Source organism: Streptomyces sp. NPDC029466 (assembly GCF_055574515.1).
Genome location: NZ_JBVHZH010000018.1, coordinates 1 through 13,566 on the forward strand (window position 1 = coordinate 1; position 13,566 = coordinate 13,566).

Sequence of the window (13,566 nt, forward strand, 5' to 3'; positions counted from 1 at the left end):
CCCCCCCCCCCCCCCCCCCCCCCCCCCCCCCCCCCCCCCCCCCCCCCCCCCCCCCCCCCCCCCCCCCCCCCCCCCCCCCCCCCCCCCCCCCCGCGGCGCCTACGCCCCCGGAAGGAAGTGCCGGCGGTACATCTCGACGGCCTGCTCCGGCGGGTAGTTGGGCAGCGCGCTGACCGCACCGTCCGCCTTGGAGATCACGATGTGCGAGCCGCCCGGATCACGGGGGTAGGCGGTGGGGTCCGTCCTGGGCGGGAAGACCGGGTACACCAGATAGCCGAGGTCGAATTCGTGGACGTGCAGCGTCGGTTCGTCCCCGTCCGGCCAGACGCGGGGGAAATGACCCCGGCCGATCTCCAGCGCCTCCTCGGCGCTGGTGGGAATCGGCCGTTGCCCTGCTTGCGGTTGCGGTTCGGACATCTCGCTTCTTTCTCTTCTCTCGCCCGGCCCGGTCCGCACGCGGCGACCGGGGCGGTGGCGCCTCGCAGCTTCGAGGGCGACCCTATGCCGTAGGGGGGAGGCGTGCTGCTGCGGCTGTGCCACGGGCCGGCGTCCCGCGCCAGTGACCACAACGCACGTAAGTACCTCCGATCGTTGCCGCCCGCGCCCTTGCCGCAGGCCCCCGGGTCCGCGACCGTAACCGGCTATGGGACGAGAGCAATGGAAGAAGATCTGGGTCGGCTCGGCCGGCAACATGGTCGAGTGGTTCGACTGGTTCGTGTACGCCAGTTTCGCGGTCTACTTCGCGGATTCGTTCTTCCCCAAGGGGAATGACACCGCGAACCTCATGAACACCATGGGCATCTTCGCGGTGGGCTTCTTCATGCGCCCGGTGGGCGGCTGGGTGCTCGGCCGGGTCGGCGACCGCCGGGGCCGTAAGGCCGCGCTCACCCTGACCGTCACGCTGATGTCCGCCTCGGCGGTCCTGATCGCCGTCGCGCCCACCTACGCGGTCGCGGGCTACGGCGGCGTGGCCGTGCTGCTCATCGCGCGGATGCTCCAGGGGCTTTCGGTCGGCGGGGAGTACGCGGCCAGCGCGACCTACCTCACCGAGGCCTCCGCGCCCGGCCGCCGCGGTTTCGCCTCCAGCTTCCAGTACGTGTCCATGACCGCCGGACAGCTGCTCGGCCTCGGCCTCCAGATCGTGCTGCAGCGCACCCTGTCCGAGGACGCCCTGCACAGCTGGGCCTGGCGGATCCCGTTCATCATCGGTGCGCTGGGCGCCGCCATCGTCTTCTATCTGCGCCGCAACATGCTGGAGACCGAGGTGTACGCCGAGGACGACAGCGCCCACGCCGACCCGGCGCGCGGCACCCTCAAGGCGCTGCTGGCGCACAAGCGTGAGGCGTTCCTGGTCATCGCGCTCACCATGGGCGGCACGGTCGCGTACTACACGTACACGACCTATCTCACCAAGTACCTCTCGGGCAGCGCCGGTCTGCCCAAGCCGACCGCCTCCCTGGTCAGCTTCTGCGCCCTGTTCCTCTTCATGTGCATCCAGCCGCTCGCCGGAAAGCTGTCCGACCGGATCGGCCGCCGTCCGCTGCTGATCACCTTCGCGGTCGGCTCGACGTTCCTGACCGTGCCGATCATGACGCTGCTCAAGCACGCCGGCAGCTTCTGGCCCGCCCTCGGGCTCTCGCTGCTCGCGCTGGTCGTCGTCACCGGCTACACCTCGATCAACGCTTGTGTGAAGGCCGAGCTGTTCCCGACCGGCATCCGTGCGCTGGGGGTGGCCCTGCCGTACGCCATCGCCAACGCGCTGTTCGGCGGCACCGCGGAGTATGTCGCCCTGTGGTTCAAGGAGGGCGGCATCGAGTCCGGCTACTACTGGTACGTCGCCGGCTGCGCCGCCGTCTCGCTGATCGTCTACATCACCATGCGCGAGACCCGGACCATCGATCTGCACCGGGTCGGCAAGCAGGACGAGGGCGCCGGAGCCGAACGGGCGCGGGTGGGGCAGCCCGTCGCCGACTGAGGGCCGCCGCCCTTTCTGGCCGGAACCGGCCCTGCCCCGCCCGCGGCAGGGCCGGTTCCGGGATAGGCGCGTGGGGCGCCGGCTGGTTGGCTGGGGGCATGAAGATCACCAGACAGTTATGCCTGCCGCTGCTGCTGACCGGCCTGCTGGCCTCGGCCGTCGTGGCCCCGGCCACGGCGACGGCCCGGACCGGCGGGGCCCACCCGGCCACCGCGCCGCCGGCCACGGTGCGCCCGGCCACGTCCCGCCCGGCCGCCGACGACATCCGGGCCAGGCTCGCGGCCGTGCCCGGGATGCGGGTGGTCAAGGAGAACCCCGCCCCGGCCGGCTACCGCTCCTTCGCGCTGACCTACCGCCAGCCCGTCGACCACCGGCACCCCGGCAAGGGCGGCTTCGAGCAGCGGCTGTCGCTGCTCCACCGCTCCACCGCCCGGCCGATGGTGCTCCACACCAACGGCTACGACCTCAACTACCAGGCTCCCGCATACCGTTCCGAGCCGACCGAGATCCTGGACGGCAACCAGCTCAGCGTCGAGCAGCGGTACTTCGGCACCTCCCGCCCCCGCCCCACCGACTGGTCGAAACTCGACATCTGGCAGGCGGCGACCGATCACCACCGGCTGATCCGGGCCCTCAAGACGCTCTACCGCGCCGCCTGGATCTCCACCGGCGGCAGCAAGGGCGGCATGGCCACCGTCTACCACCGGCGCTTCTACCCGCACGATGTGGCCGGCTCGGTGGCGTATTCGGCACCCAACAACACCGATGACCGGGACGACACCGCAGAGGACCGCTTCCTCCAGCGGGTCGGCCCGCCCGCCTGCCGGAGCGCGCTCACGGCGGTGCAGCGCGCAGTGCTGGGGCCTCGGCGCGCGGAGATGGCGGGCCGCCTCGCACGCTGGGCCGCGAGCCAGGGCGACACCATCCACACCATCGGCAGCGCCGACCGCGCCCTGGAACTCACCGCGCTGGGGTTGCCCATGCGCTTCTGGATGCAGAAGGAAGAAGGGGACGACTGCGGCGCGATCCCCGGGCCCTCCGCCGCCGGCGACGTGCTGTACACCTGGTTCGCAGGGGTGACCAGCCTCCAGGGCTTCACCGACCGGAACATGGCCCCCGTCACCGCGTCCTTCTACCAGCTGGGCACCCAGCTCGGCTATGTGTCGCTCGCCGCCCCGCAACTCGCCGGACTGCTGCGCTACCCCGGAATCCAGGAGATGCGCACCTATGTGCCGCGCAGCATTCCCCTGCGTTTCCAGCCGGACGCCATGCCCGACATCGACCGCTGGGTACGGCACCACGGCAGCGAGCTGCTCTTCGTGTACGGCGCGATGGACCCCACCCGGGCCGAGCCGTTCCGTACCGGCAAGGGCAGCGGGGACGCGCACGTCTACCTGGCCCCGCACACCAGCCACCTCGCGCGCATCGCGAAGCTGGCGCCCCGGGACCGTGCCCGGGCCACCGCCGCGCTCCGCCGCTGGGCGGGCGTGGACAGCCGGACCGCACCGCAGGACGGCCCGCCCGCATCGTGAGACGTCCCGCTGTGTCACCCGGGGTTGTGGCACACTGCGGACCGTGCTCTCGTTCGCCATGATTATTGGCAGCAGGCGCGCCGGTCCGCAGTGACCGCCCCGTACGAACCGAGTACGGCGCGGCCACCGTCGTCCCAGACCCGCGCGCAGACCTCTCGCACCCGCGAGAGGTTTTTTCGTTTCCGGCCCACATCTCACCGGAGGCGGAGCGCGAGGGAACATGGAGGGGCGGTGGAACCGGTTATTCCGGTAGACCGAGATCCCGACAGGAGCCAGACCAGCATGACGGACGCACCCCAAGCCCGCCCCGCCGACGCGGTGTCCGACGACTTCCACGTCTTCGACACCACGCTCCGCGACGGCGCGCAGCGCGAGGGCATCAATCTCACGGTCGCCGACAAGCTGACCATCGCCCGGCACCTCGAAGAATTCGGGGTCGGCTTCATCGAGGGGGGCTGGCCCGGGGCCAATCCGCGGGACACCGAGTTCTTCCAGCGGGCCCGCGAGGAGATCGACTTCCGGCACGCCCAGCTGGTCGCGTTCGGCGCCACCCGCAAGGCCGGGGTCCGCGTCGAGGACGATGCGCAGGTCGCCGCGCTGCTGGAGTCCGGGGCCCCGGTCATCACGCTGGTCGCCAAGTCCCATGTCGGGCATGTGGAGCTGGCGCTGCGCACCACCCCCGAGGAGAACCTCGCGATGGTGCGGGACACCGTCCGGTACCTGCGCGATCAGGGCCGCCGGGTCTTCCTCGACTGCGAGCACTTCTTCGACGGCTATGCCCTGGACGCGGTCTACGCCAAGCAGGTCGTCCGCACCGCGAGCGAGGCCGGCGCCGATGTCGTGGTGCTCTGCGACACCAACGGCGGGATGCTCCCGGCGCAGATCACCGCCGTCGTCCGGACCGTCCTCGCGGACACCGGGGCGCGGCTGGGCATCCACGCCCAGGACGACACCGGCTGCGCCGTCGCCAACACCCTGGCCGCGGTGGACGCGGGTGCCACCCACGTCCAGTGCACCGCCAACGGCTACGGCGAGCGGGTCGGCAACTCCAACCTCTTCCCGGTCGTCGCCGCCCTGGAGCTCAAGTACGGGCGCCAGGTGCTGCCCGCGGGCAAGCTCGCCGAGACCACCCGGATCTCGCACGCCATCGCCGAGGTCGTCAACCTCACCCCCTCCACCCACCAGCCCTATGTCGGTGTCTCCGCCTTCGCCCACAAGGCCGGACTGCACGCCTCCGCCATCAAGGTCGACCCGGACCTCTACCAGCACATCGATCCGGCGCTGGTCGGCAACAGCATGCGGATGCTGGTCTCCGACATGGCCGGCCGGGCGTCCATCGAGCTCAAGGGCAAGGAGCTGGGCATCGATCTGAGCGGCGACCGTGAGCTGGTCGGCCGGGTCGTCGAGCGGGTCAAGGAGCGGGAGCTGGCGGGCTACACCTACGAGGCCGCCGACGCGTCCTTCGAGCTGCTGCTGCGCGCGGAGCTCCAGGGCCGGCCGATGCGCTACTTCACCGTCGAGTCCTGGCGGGCGATCGTCGAGGACCGCCCGGACGGCTCGCACGCCAACGAGGCGACCGTGAAGCTGTGGGCCAAGGGGGAGCGGATCGTCGCCACCGCCGAGGGCAACGGCCCGGTCAACGCGCTCGACCGGGCGCTGCGGGTGGGGCTGGAGCGGATCTATCCGCAGCTGGCCCACATGGAGCTGGTGGACTACAAGGTCCGCATCCTGGAGGGTGCCCTGGGCACCGGCTCGATCACCCGGGTCCTGGTCTCCACCAGCGACGGCCGGGGCGAGTGGTCCACGGTCGGTGTCGCGGAGAACGTGATCGCCGCGTCCTGGCAGGCGCTGGACGACGCCTATGCGTACGGGCTGCTGCGGGCCGGGGTCGAGCCGCAGGAGTGACCGCCGCGGCGACGCCGCGACCGCGGCCCCGCACGGCCCTCGGGGGAGAGGCCGGCGCGGGGCCGCGGTCGTAGGGCGGAGCGCCGGGCTCAGGCCTCCGGGGCCGCCTTGACGGCCGAGATGTCGAAGGTGAGCTTGACCTTGTCGCTGACCATGACGCCGCCGGCCTCCAGCGCGGCGTTCCAGGTCAGGCCCCAGTCGGAGCGCAGGATCTCGGCGCTGCCCTCGAAGCCGACCCGCTCGGCGCCGTAGACATCGGTGGCCGAGCCGTGGAATTCCAGGTCGATGGTGAGCGGCTTGGTGACATCGCGGAGGGTCAGATCGCCGGTGATGCGGTAGTGGTCACCGCCCACCCGCTCGGCGGCGGTGCTGCGGAAGGTCATCAGCGGGAAGGTCTCGGCGTCGAAGAAGTCGGCGCTGCGCAGATGGCCGTCGCGGTCCGCGATCCCGGTGTCGATGCTGGCGATCGTGACGTCGAGGGAGGCGGTGGAGCGGGCCGGCTCGGACCCGTCGAGGTGCAGCGTGCCCTCGTACACACCGAAGGCGCCGCGGACGTTGGTGACCATGGCGTGCCGCACGGTGAAGCCGATGGTGCTGTGGGCCGGGTCGATGGTGTAGTCGCCGGTCAGTGCCGCGAGCCCGGGGTCCGCGTCGAGGACGGCAGCGGTGGCGGCGGTGGCGGTGTCGGCGGTGTCTGCGGTGCGCTTGCGGTGGAACAGAGCCATGGCTCCTCCTCAAAGACGGTGCGCTCGGTGTGCGCGAAGGTTTGTTTAAGCTTCAACGAGATTCACCGTAACCGCATCTGGTTCAATATTCAACCTCTTGGTGGGAACGGGCTCCGCCGGGCGGGTGGCGGGCGGCGTTCCGGCGCGGTCATTGCCGCTCGCCGACGGCCCGTGCTAGACCATCGGGAACTCCCAAGTGCGCAGCGCCACCCCTCAGTTGACGCCCTGGAGAGGACCGACCGTGTCGCCAGTTCCCGCCCTGCCCGTCTGGTCACGCCGAGGATTTCTCGCCATCTCCACCGTAGGCGCGCTCGGCCTCACGGCTGGCCCCGCGCCCGCCGCCGCCGGGCCGGCCGCCCCCGCTGACGAGTTCACCGCCCTCCGCCGCCGCTGGTGCGAGCTCACCCTGGGCACCGGCTTCGACCCCACCGCCCCGCCCTACGCCGCCGCCCTCCAGGAGACCGGCGCCCTCGCGAGCACCTTCCAGGCACGCATGCGCCCGGCCGCCGGCTCCCTGTGGCCCGACTGCCGCTACGACCCGCCGTCCGGCATCACCCAGAGCTACAGCCGGCTGCACACCATGGCCCGGGCCTACGCCCAGCCCGGCACCGGCCGCACCGGCGACCCCGCCCTCGCCGACGCCCTCGTCACCGGCCTCGGCCACCTCGAAGCCACCGTCTACCACACCGCCACCACCCGCTACGGAAACTGGTGGGAGTGGCAGATCGGCAGCCCCAGACTGCTCCTCGACACCCTCGCGATCCTCGACGAGCGGCTGCCCGGCGACGGCCTCCCCGACGACCTGCGCACCCGCTGTCTGGCCGCCGTCGACCACTTCGTGCCCGACACCATGCTCGGCGACTACACCGGGACCAGCACCGGCGCCAACCGCGTCGACCTGTGCCGGGTGGTCGCGCTGCGCGGCGTCCTCGGCCGCGCCCCCGACAGGATCGCGCTGGCCCGCGACGCCCTCTCCCCGGTCTTCCCGTACGTCACCAAGGGCGACGGGCTCTACGCCGACGGCTCCTTCGTCCAGCACACCTGGGTCGCCTACTCCGGCACCTACGGCGCTGTCCTGCTGGACGGCCTCGGCCGGCTGTTCGCGCTGCTCGGCGGCTCGTCCTGGCAGCTCACCGACCCGGCCCGGCAGATCATCTTCGACAGTGTCGAGCGGTCCTACGCCCCGCTGCTGCACAACGGCCTGATGATGGACATGGTCAACGGCCGCGCCATCAGCCGCGGTTATCTCCGCAGCGACGAACGGCGCATCCTGCGCAGCGACCACTACCACGGCCATGCGCTGATCGCCGCCGTCGCGCTGCTCGCCCGGAGCGCGAGCGGCGCCGAACGGGACCGCTGGCACGCCATGATCAAGGGCTGGATCGCCCGCGACCGTACGCTGCCGGTCCTCACCGACCGGCAGTACCCCGTCGCCGACCTCGCCCGGCTCGGCGAGATCGCCCGGAGCCCCGCGGCCCCCGCCCCCGAACCCGTCGGCCACCGGCTGTTCCCCGCCATGGACCGTGCCGTGCACCGCCGCCCCGGCTGGGCCGCCGGGCTGGCCATGGCCTCCGACCGGATCGCCCACTACGAGAACGGCAACGGCGAGAACCCGCGCGGCTGGCACACCGGCGCCGGCATGCTCTCCTGGTGGGGCGCCGATTCCGGCGGCGACCAGTACACGGACGCCTTCTGGCCCACCGTCGACCCCTACCGGCTCCCCGGCACGACCGTGTCCACCAAGCGGCTGGCCGACAACGAGGGCGGCGGCTGGGGCGAGCCCAGGCCCGCCGCGCGCTGGGTCGGCGGGACCACCGACGGCACCTTCGCCGCGATCGGCCAGGACCTGCGCGGCCTGGCCTCGACCCTCACCGCCAGGAAATCCTGGTTCACGCTCGCGGACTGCGTCGTCTGCCTGGGCGCCGGCATCACCGCCCGCGACGGGGTGCCCGCCGAGACCGTCGTCGACAACCGCTGCCTGGGGGAGTCCGGCACCGCGACGCTCACCGTCGACGGCGTCCCGCAGCCCGGCACCCTCGGCCGGACCACCGCCTTCCGCCGCGCCCACTGGGCCCACCTCGCCGGCCACGGCGGCTATGTCTTCCCCGGCGGCGCCCCCCTCACGGCGCTGCGCGAGGCCCGCACCGGCTCCTGGCACGACATCAACAGCACCTCCTCCACCGAGCCGTTCACCCGCCGTTATCTCACCCTCTGGCACGACCACGGCACCGACCCCACCGACGCCTGCTACGCCTACCTCCTGATGCCGGGCGCCACCCCCGGCACGCTCGCCGCCCGCGCCGCCGACCGGCGCTGGCTGACCGTGCTCGCCAATGACGCGGGCCGGCAGGCGATCGCCGTCGACCCGCTCGGCGTAACCGCCGCCAATTTCTGGCGGGCGGGCCGCGCGGGGCCGCTCATCGCCGACGGGCCGGCGAGCGTGCTGGTACGGGAGCGGCGGGGCGGGGGGCCGGCGGGCCGCGGTGGCACCGCGCGGCTGTGCGTCGCCGCACCCGAGCGCACCGGCGATACTTTGGAGATCACCTGGTCACGGCCGGTGCGCGCGGTGCTCGCCCACGACCCGGCGATCGCGGTGCTGACCGCCGGGCGGGCCCTGCGGCTGCGGGTGACCCCCGGCAGGAGCTGTGCCACCCACACCTGCACCGTGCGGCTGGGCTGACCGGAATCCGGCCCGCCGGACCAGCCGGTCACCACAACATCGCTCCGCGTCTGTTTGTCGGGCCCATACAGACGCCGCACGAGCCCGCCACCCGAACGGACGCCGCGACGCGGGGCGCGTACAGCACGGTTCTGTACTGCCTGCCCACCAAATCGCATGCGACGTTGTACGAAACCGACATCGGTGCGCGGCGCCTCGCCCACGTACCGTCGATACATGACCACTGTCGAAGATGTGCCCGCCGGCGCCAACGACGCCCGCGGGCGCGTCGCCGAATTGCACGCCATCCGTGAGCAGGTTCGGCGAGGCCCCAGCGAGCGTGCCACCGAAGCGCAGCGTGCCAAGGGCAAGCTGACGGCCCGCGAGCGGATCGAGCTGCTGCTGGACGAGGGTTCGTTCAACGAGGTCGAGCCGCTGCGGCGGCACCGGGCGACGGGCTTCGGCCTGGAGGCGAAGAAGCCCTACACCGACGGCGTGATCACCGGCTGGGGCACCGTCCACGGCCGGACCGTCTTCACCTACGCGCACGACTTCCGGATCTTCGGCGGTGCGCTGGGCGAGGCCCACGCCACCAAGATCCACAAGATCATGGACATGGCCATCCAGGCCGGTGCGCCGCTGGTCTCGCTGAACGACGGCGCCGGCGCCCGCATCCAGGAGGGTGTCTCCGCGCTCGCCGGCTACGGCGGCATCTTCCAGCGCAACACCAAGGCGAGCGGGGTCATCCCGCAGATCTCCGTCATGCTCGGCCCCTGCGCCGGCGGCGCCGCCTACTCCCCGGCCCTGACCGACTTCGTCTTCATGGTCCGCGAGACCTCGCAGATGTTCATCACCGGCCCCGACGTGGTGCGCGCGGTGACCGGCGAGGAGATCACCCAGAACGGCCTGGGCGGCGCCGATGTGCACGCCGAGACCTCCGGTGTCGCGCACTTCGCGTACGACGACGAGGCCACCTGCCTGGAGGAGGTCCGCTACCTCCTCTCGCTGCTGCCGGCGAACAACCGCGAGAACCCGCCGACGGTGCCCTGCGAGGACCCCGCCGACCGCTCCGGTGACGCGCTGCTGGACCTGGTCCCGGCCGACGGCAACCGCCCGTACGACATGCGCAAGGTCATCGAGGAGATCGTCGACGACGGCGAGTACCTCGAAGTCCACGAGCGCTGGGCGACCAACATCATCTGCGCGCTGTCCCGGCTCGACGGCCGCGTGGTGGGCATCATCGCCAACCAGCCGCAGTCGCTGGCCGGTGTGCTGGACATCGAGGCGTCCGAGAAGGCCGCCCGCTTCGTCCAGATGTGCGACGCCTTCAACATCCCGATCGTCACCCTGCTCGACGTCCCCGGCTTCCTGCCCGGCGTCGACCAGGAGCACGGCGGCATCATCCGGCACGGCGCCAAGCTGCTCTACGCCTACTGCAACGCCACCGTCCCGCGGATCTCCCTCGTGCTGCGCAAGGCCTACGGCGGCGCCTACATCGTCATGGACTCGCAGTCCATCGGTGCCGACCTGACCTACGCCTGGCCCACCAACGAGATCGCGGTGATGGGCGCCGAGGGCGCCGCCAACGTCATCTTCCGCAAGCAGATCGCCGAGGCGGACGACTCCGAGGCCATGCGGGTGCGCATGGTCAAGGAGTACAAGTCCGAGCTGATGCACCCCTATTACGCGGCCGAGCGCGGCCTGGTCGACGACGTCATCGACCCCGCCGAGACCCGCCACGTGCTCATCCGGGCCCTGGAGATGCTGCGCACCAAGCACGCGGACCTGCCGGCCCGTAAGCACGGCAACCCGCCCCAGTAGCCACCCACCGCACCCGCCACCGGCACCACGCCCACCGCGACGACGGAGACCACACCGTGAACACTGCCCACCGCACCGACTCCATCCGCGTGGAGAAGGGCCAGGCCAGCGAGGAAGAGCTGGCCGCCCTGACCGCTGTCCTGCTGGCCCGCGCCGCGCACCGGCCGGCCGCGCCTGCGCGTCCCCGCGCCACGGCCGCCCGTTGGCGGCGGCTGGAGCGTCAGAGTGGCTTCCATGGGGCTACCAGCTGGCAGCGGTGACGCTTCGCTGATTGCGCCGACTTGGGGCCCCGCGGTTGCGGGGTCCCTTGTTTTTGTCTGCGTACGTTGTTTGGTGCGGTGCCGTGGTGGCTGGCGCCGTTGCGGGTTGCGTGGTTGCCGCGGGGGTCGGAGGGGACGCACCGGGACCCTCCCCCAGCCTCCGGCCGGGAGGTGCCCCCACGGCGCGGGCGACGCGGCTGCGTGCGTTTGATTGCCCCGGTGTTTGCTTCGGTCCTGCGGGCGGGCCCCGGTACATCCCCTCCGACCGTCCCCCGTTGCCGACTGACGGACGGTGGCACCGCCCGTCACAGCCCTCGCGACGGCCCGCGCCCAAAGAGCGGCGGCATGGCCCGGTGCCTGCCAAGGGTGCCGTGCAGCGCTGCCGTAACGGTCATCGGTACGGCGGGATAGCCGCGCACAGACGGAGGTCGGAGGGGATGCCCGGTGAGCCGCCCGCAGGACCCGGAGCGAACAACGGGGCGAAGAACCTCTGGGACCCGCGTCGCCCGCGCCGAGGACGGCTTACCGGGCGTCCCCTCCGACCCACCACCCACAAGCCATAGGCGCAACCGGCCCCCACCACACCGGTGTTCCGGTTCGGCAGCCCGCGTCCGAATCAAGGCGTAGGTTCGCCTCAACCCTCGGGAGCAGAGCTGTTCAAGCGGTGCTGCCCATGCTGGCATGCGCTCGTCATTTCTTCTCCTGGTGTTCCCGCGCCGCGGGCCTAGGACGACCGGAAGGAAAGCCCATGCTCAGCACGCTCAGTGCTGGTGCCGCAGTGGCATCGTTGCTCCTCGCCGGATCGGCATCCCCCACCGCCACCGCCCGGTTCGGCGACGACCCGCCGACCGGCAAGATCACCATTACCGTCGCCACGGTCAACGGTTCGGGGTGCAGACCCGGCAGCGCCGCAGTGGCCATCGCCCCCGACAACACGGCCTTCACCGTCACGTACAGCGAGTACCTCGCCCAGGCGGGCAGCGGCAGCAAGCCCACCGACTCCCGCAAGAACTGCCAGATCGCGCTGAACGTGCATGTCCCGCAGGGCTTCACGTACGCCATCGCCCGGGCCGACTACCGCGGCTACGCCTCCCTGGCGCCGGGGGCCAAGGGGCTGGAGACGGCCGGCTACTACTTCCAGGGCCAGCAGCAGACGACCCGTAAGAGCCACAGCTTCACCGGGCCCTACGACTCCAACTGGCAGACCTCGGACGAGGCCGACATCGACGCGCTGGTGTACGCCCCCTGCGGCGAGGAGCGTTACTTCAACATCAACACCGAGATGAGGGTGGACGCCAAGTCGGCGGACCCCAAGTCCACCAGCTACATGGCCATGGACTCCACCGACGGCAGCATCAACACCCTGTACCACTTCGCATGGAAGCAGTGCCCCGAGCGCCGCTGACGCCGGGATTGCGTCCCAGGAGCCCGTAGAGCGCCGCGTACGGGCTCCTGGGACGACGAAGGCCCCCGCACCTGAACGGTGTGGGGGCCTTTCGTCGTTGCGCGCGTGCGGGCACGGGGAGCCCGGACGCTTCCTTAGCGCAGGCGCGCCATCAGCGCGTGCTCCACGAGCGTGATGAGCGCGCTCTTGGCCTCGCTGCGGTGCCGCGCGTCGGTGGTGATGATCGGCGCGTCGGGGCCGATCTGCAGCGCCTCACGTACCTCGTCGGGCGTGTAGGGCTGGTGTCCGTCGAAGCCGTTGAGGGCGATGACGAAGGGCAGTCCGCTGTTCTCGAAGTAGTCGACCGCGGGGAAGCAGTCGGCGAGACGGCGGGTGTCGACCAGCACGACGGCGCCGATCGCGCCGCGGACCAGGTCGTCCCACATGAACCAGAAGCGGTCCTGGCCCGGCGTACCGAAGAGGTACAGGATCAGGTCCTGGTCCAGGGTGATCCGGCCGAAGTCCATGGCCACGGTCGTGGTCGTCTTGTCCGGCGCGTGCGTGAGGTCGTCGATGCCCGCCGAGGCGGAGGTCATCACGGCTTCGGTGCGCAGCGGGTTGATCTCTGAGACGGCCCCGACGAACGTGGTCTTGCCCACGCCGAAGCCGCCCGCCACCACGATTTTCGCGGAGGTGGTGGAGCGGGCTGCACCGCTAGAGCTTGCGAAGTCCACTGAGCACCCTTTCGAGCAGTGTCACATCTGGCTGTCCGCCGGCGGTCTCGTCCCCGCCGGGCTGATGGATGGCGACGAGTCCGGCCTCTGCCAGGTCGGCGACGAGGATCCGGGCGACGCCGAGGGGGATGGAGAGAAGCGCGGAGATCTCGGCTACTGACTTGATCTCACGGCAGAGGTGGCAGATGCGCTGGTGCTCCGGCAACTGGCCTTGCAGCTTGGAGGGGTCGGCGGTCGTGCTGACCAGTGCCTCGATGGCGAGCTGGTAGCGCGGCCGGGTCCGGCCTCCGGTCATGGCGTACGGGCGCACCAGCGGGTTGTTCGCGCCGGTGGGGGCGGGCTCGGGCGCGCGCCGTTGCGGCTGCACCGGCTGGATGCGCGGTGCCTGGGGCTGGTCGTACACCGGCGGCTCGTACGGCTGGGAGTCGTACGGCCGGGGCTGCTGCTGCTGGGGCCGCTGCGGCCGGCGGCTCGGCGCAGACGGGAAGTTGAAGCGGTTGTTATGGGTCTCGCCCACAGGCCCGGACTCCTGTCCGGAACCGTACGGGTATCCGCTCGGGGGCGTTGCCAC

Annotated in this window: 11 protein-coding genes; 7 read left to right on the plus strand and 4 right to left on the minus strand. The window is 71.6% G+C overall.

The features are described 5' to 3' along the window. Positions 1 to 99 precede the first annotated feature (99 nt). Positions 100 to 417, minus strand: coding sequence for a hypothetical protein (locus tag ACZ4XD_RS15775; RefSeq protein ID WP_468042426.1), 318 nt, complete (start codon positions 415 to 417; stop codon positions 100 to 102). A gap of 226 nt (positions 418 to 643) precedes the next feature. Between ACZ4XD_RS15775 and ACZ4XD_RS15780 the strand changes: the two genes are divergently transcribed. The 3 genes from ACZ4XD_RS15780 (at position 644) to cimA (ending at position 5,412) form a co-directional block, all read left to right on the plus strand. Continuing rightward, positions 644 to 1,975, plus strand: coding sequence for an MFS transporter (locus ACZ4XD_RS15780; RefSeq protein ID WP_468042428.1), 1,332 nt, complete (start codon positions 644 to 646; stop codon positions 1,973 to 1,975). 98 nt (positions 1,976 to 2,073) lie between these two features. Further along, positions 2,074 to 3,507 (plus strand): S28 family serine protease, encoded by a 1,434-nt coding sequence (locus ACZ4XD_RS15785; RefSeq protein ID WP_468042430.1) that lies wholly within the window; start codon positions 2,074 to 2,076, stop codon positions 3,505 to 3,507. Positions 3,508 to 3,789: 282 nt separating this feature from the next. Continuing rightward, positions 3,790 to 5,412 carry a citramalate synthase gene (gene cimA, locus ACZ4XD_RS15790; RefSeq protein WP_468042432.1) on the plus strand — a complete coding sequence of 541 codons (1,623 nt, stop codon included), beginning with the start codon at positions 3,790 to 3,792 and terminating at the stop codon, positions 5,410 to 5,412. A gap of 89 nt (positions 5,413 to 5,501) precedes the next feature. Here cimA and ACZ4XD_RS15795 read toward each other — a convergent pair whose 3' ends face one another. Then, positions 5,502 to 6,137: a YceI family protein gene (locus ACZ4XD_RS15795; protein WP_468042434.1), complete on the minus strand. Its 636-nt coding sequence runs from the start codon at positions 6,135 to 6,137 to the stop codon at positions 5,502 to 5,504. Positions 6,138 to 6,378: 241 nt separating this feature from the next. On the opposite strand from ACZ4XD_RS15795, the gene ACZ4XD_RS15800 reads away from it, so the two are divergent. The 4 genes from ACZ4XD_RS15800 to ACZ4XD_RS15815 all read left to right on the plus strand — a co-directional run bounded on the left by ACZ4XD_RS15800 (position 6,379) and on the right by ACZ4XD_RS15815 (position 12,282). Continuing rightward, positions 6,379 to 8,817 (plus strand): polysaccharide lyase 8 family protein, encoded by a 2,439-nt coding sequence (locus tag ACZ4XD_RS15800; protein ID WP_468042436.1) that lies wholly within the window; start codon positions 6,379 to 6,381, stop codon positions 8,815 to 8,817. A gap of 216 nt (positions 8,818 to 9,033) precedes the next feature. Beyond that, a complete protein-coding gene (locus ACZ4XD_RS15805) occupies positions 9,034 to 10,617 on the plus strand; it encodes an acyl-CoA carboxylase subunit beta (RefSeq protein ID WP_468042438.1) in 1,584 nt (527 codons plus the stop codon). Positions 10,618 to 10,673: 56 nt separating this feature from the next. Then, positions 10,674 to 10,877: an acyl-CoA carboxylase epsilon subunit gene (locus ACZ4XD_RS15810; RefSeq protein WP_468042440.1), complete on the plus strand. Its 204-nt coding sequence runs from the start codon at positions 10,674 to 10,676 to the stop codon at positions 10,875 to 10,877. Between the two features lie 748 nt (positions 10,878 to 11,625). Next, positions 11,626 to 12,282 carry a DUF4360 domain-containing protein gene (locus ACZ4XD_RS15815; protein ID WP_042149208.1) on the plus strand — a complete coding sequence of 219 codons (657 nt, stop codon included), beginning with the start codon at positions 11,626 to 11,628 and terminating at the stop codon, positions 12,280 to 12,282. Positions 12,283 to 12,416: 134 nt separating this feature from the next. Here the strand turns inward: ACZ4XD_RS15815 and ACZ4XD_RS15820 are convergent, their stop codons facing one another. After that, positions 12,417 to 12,995 carry a GTP-binding protein gene (locus ACZ4XD_RS15820; protein WP_073447656.1) on the minus strand — a complete coding sequence of 193 codons (579 nt, stop codon included), beginning with the start codon at positions 12,993 to 12,995 and terminating at the stop codon, positions 12,417 to 12,419. Further along, entirely contained in the window at positions 12,976 to 13,566 is a 591-nt protein-coding gene (locus tag ACZ4XD_RS15825; RefSeq protein WP_468042443.1) for a DUF742 domain-containing protein, read from the minus strand. The genes ACZ4XD_RS15820 and ACZ4XD_RS15825 overlap by 20 nt, the downstream gene beginning before the upstream one ends.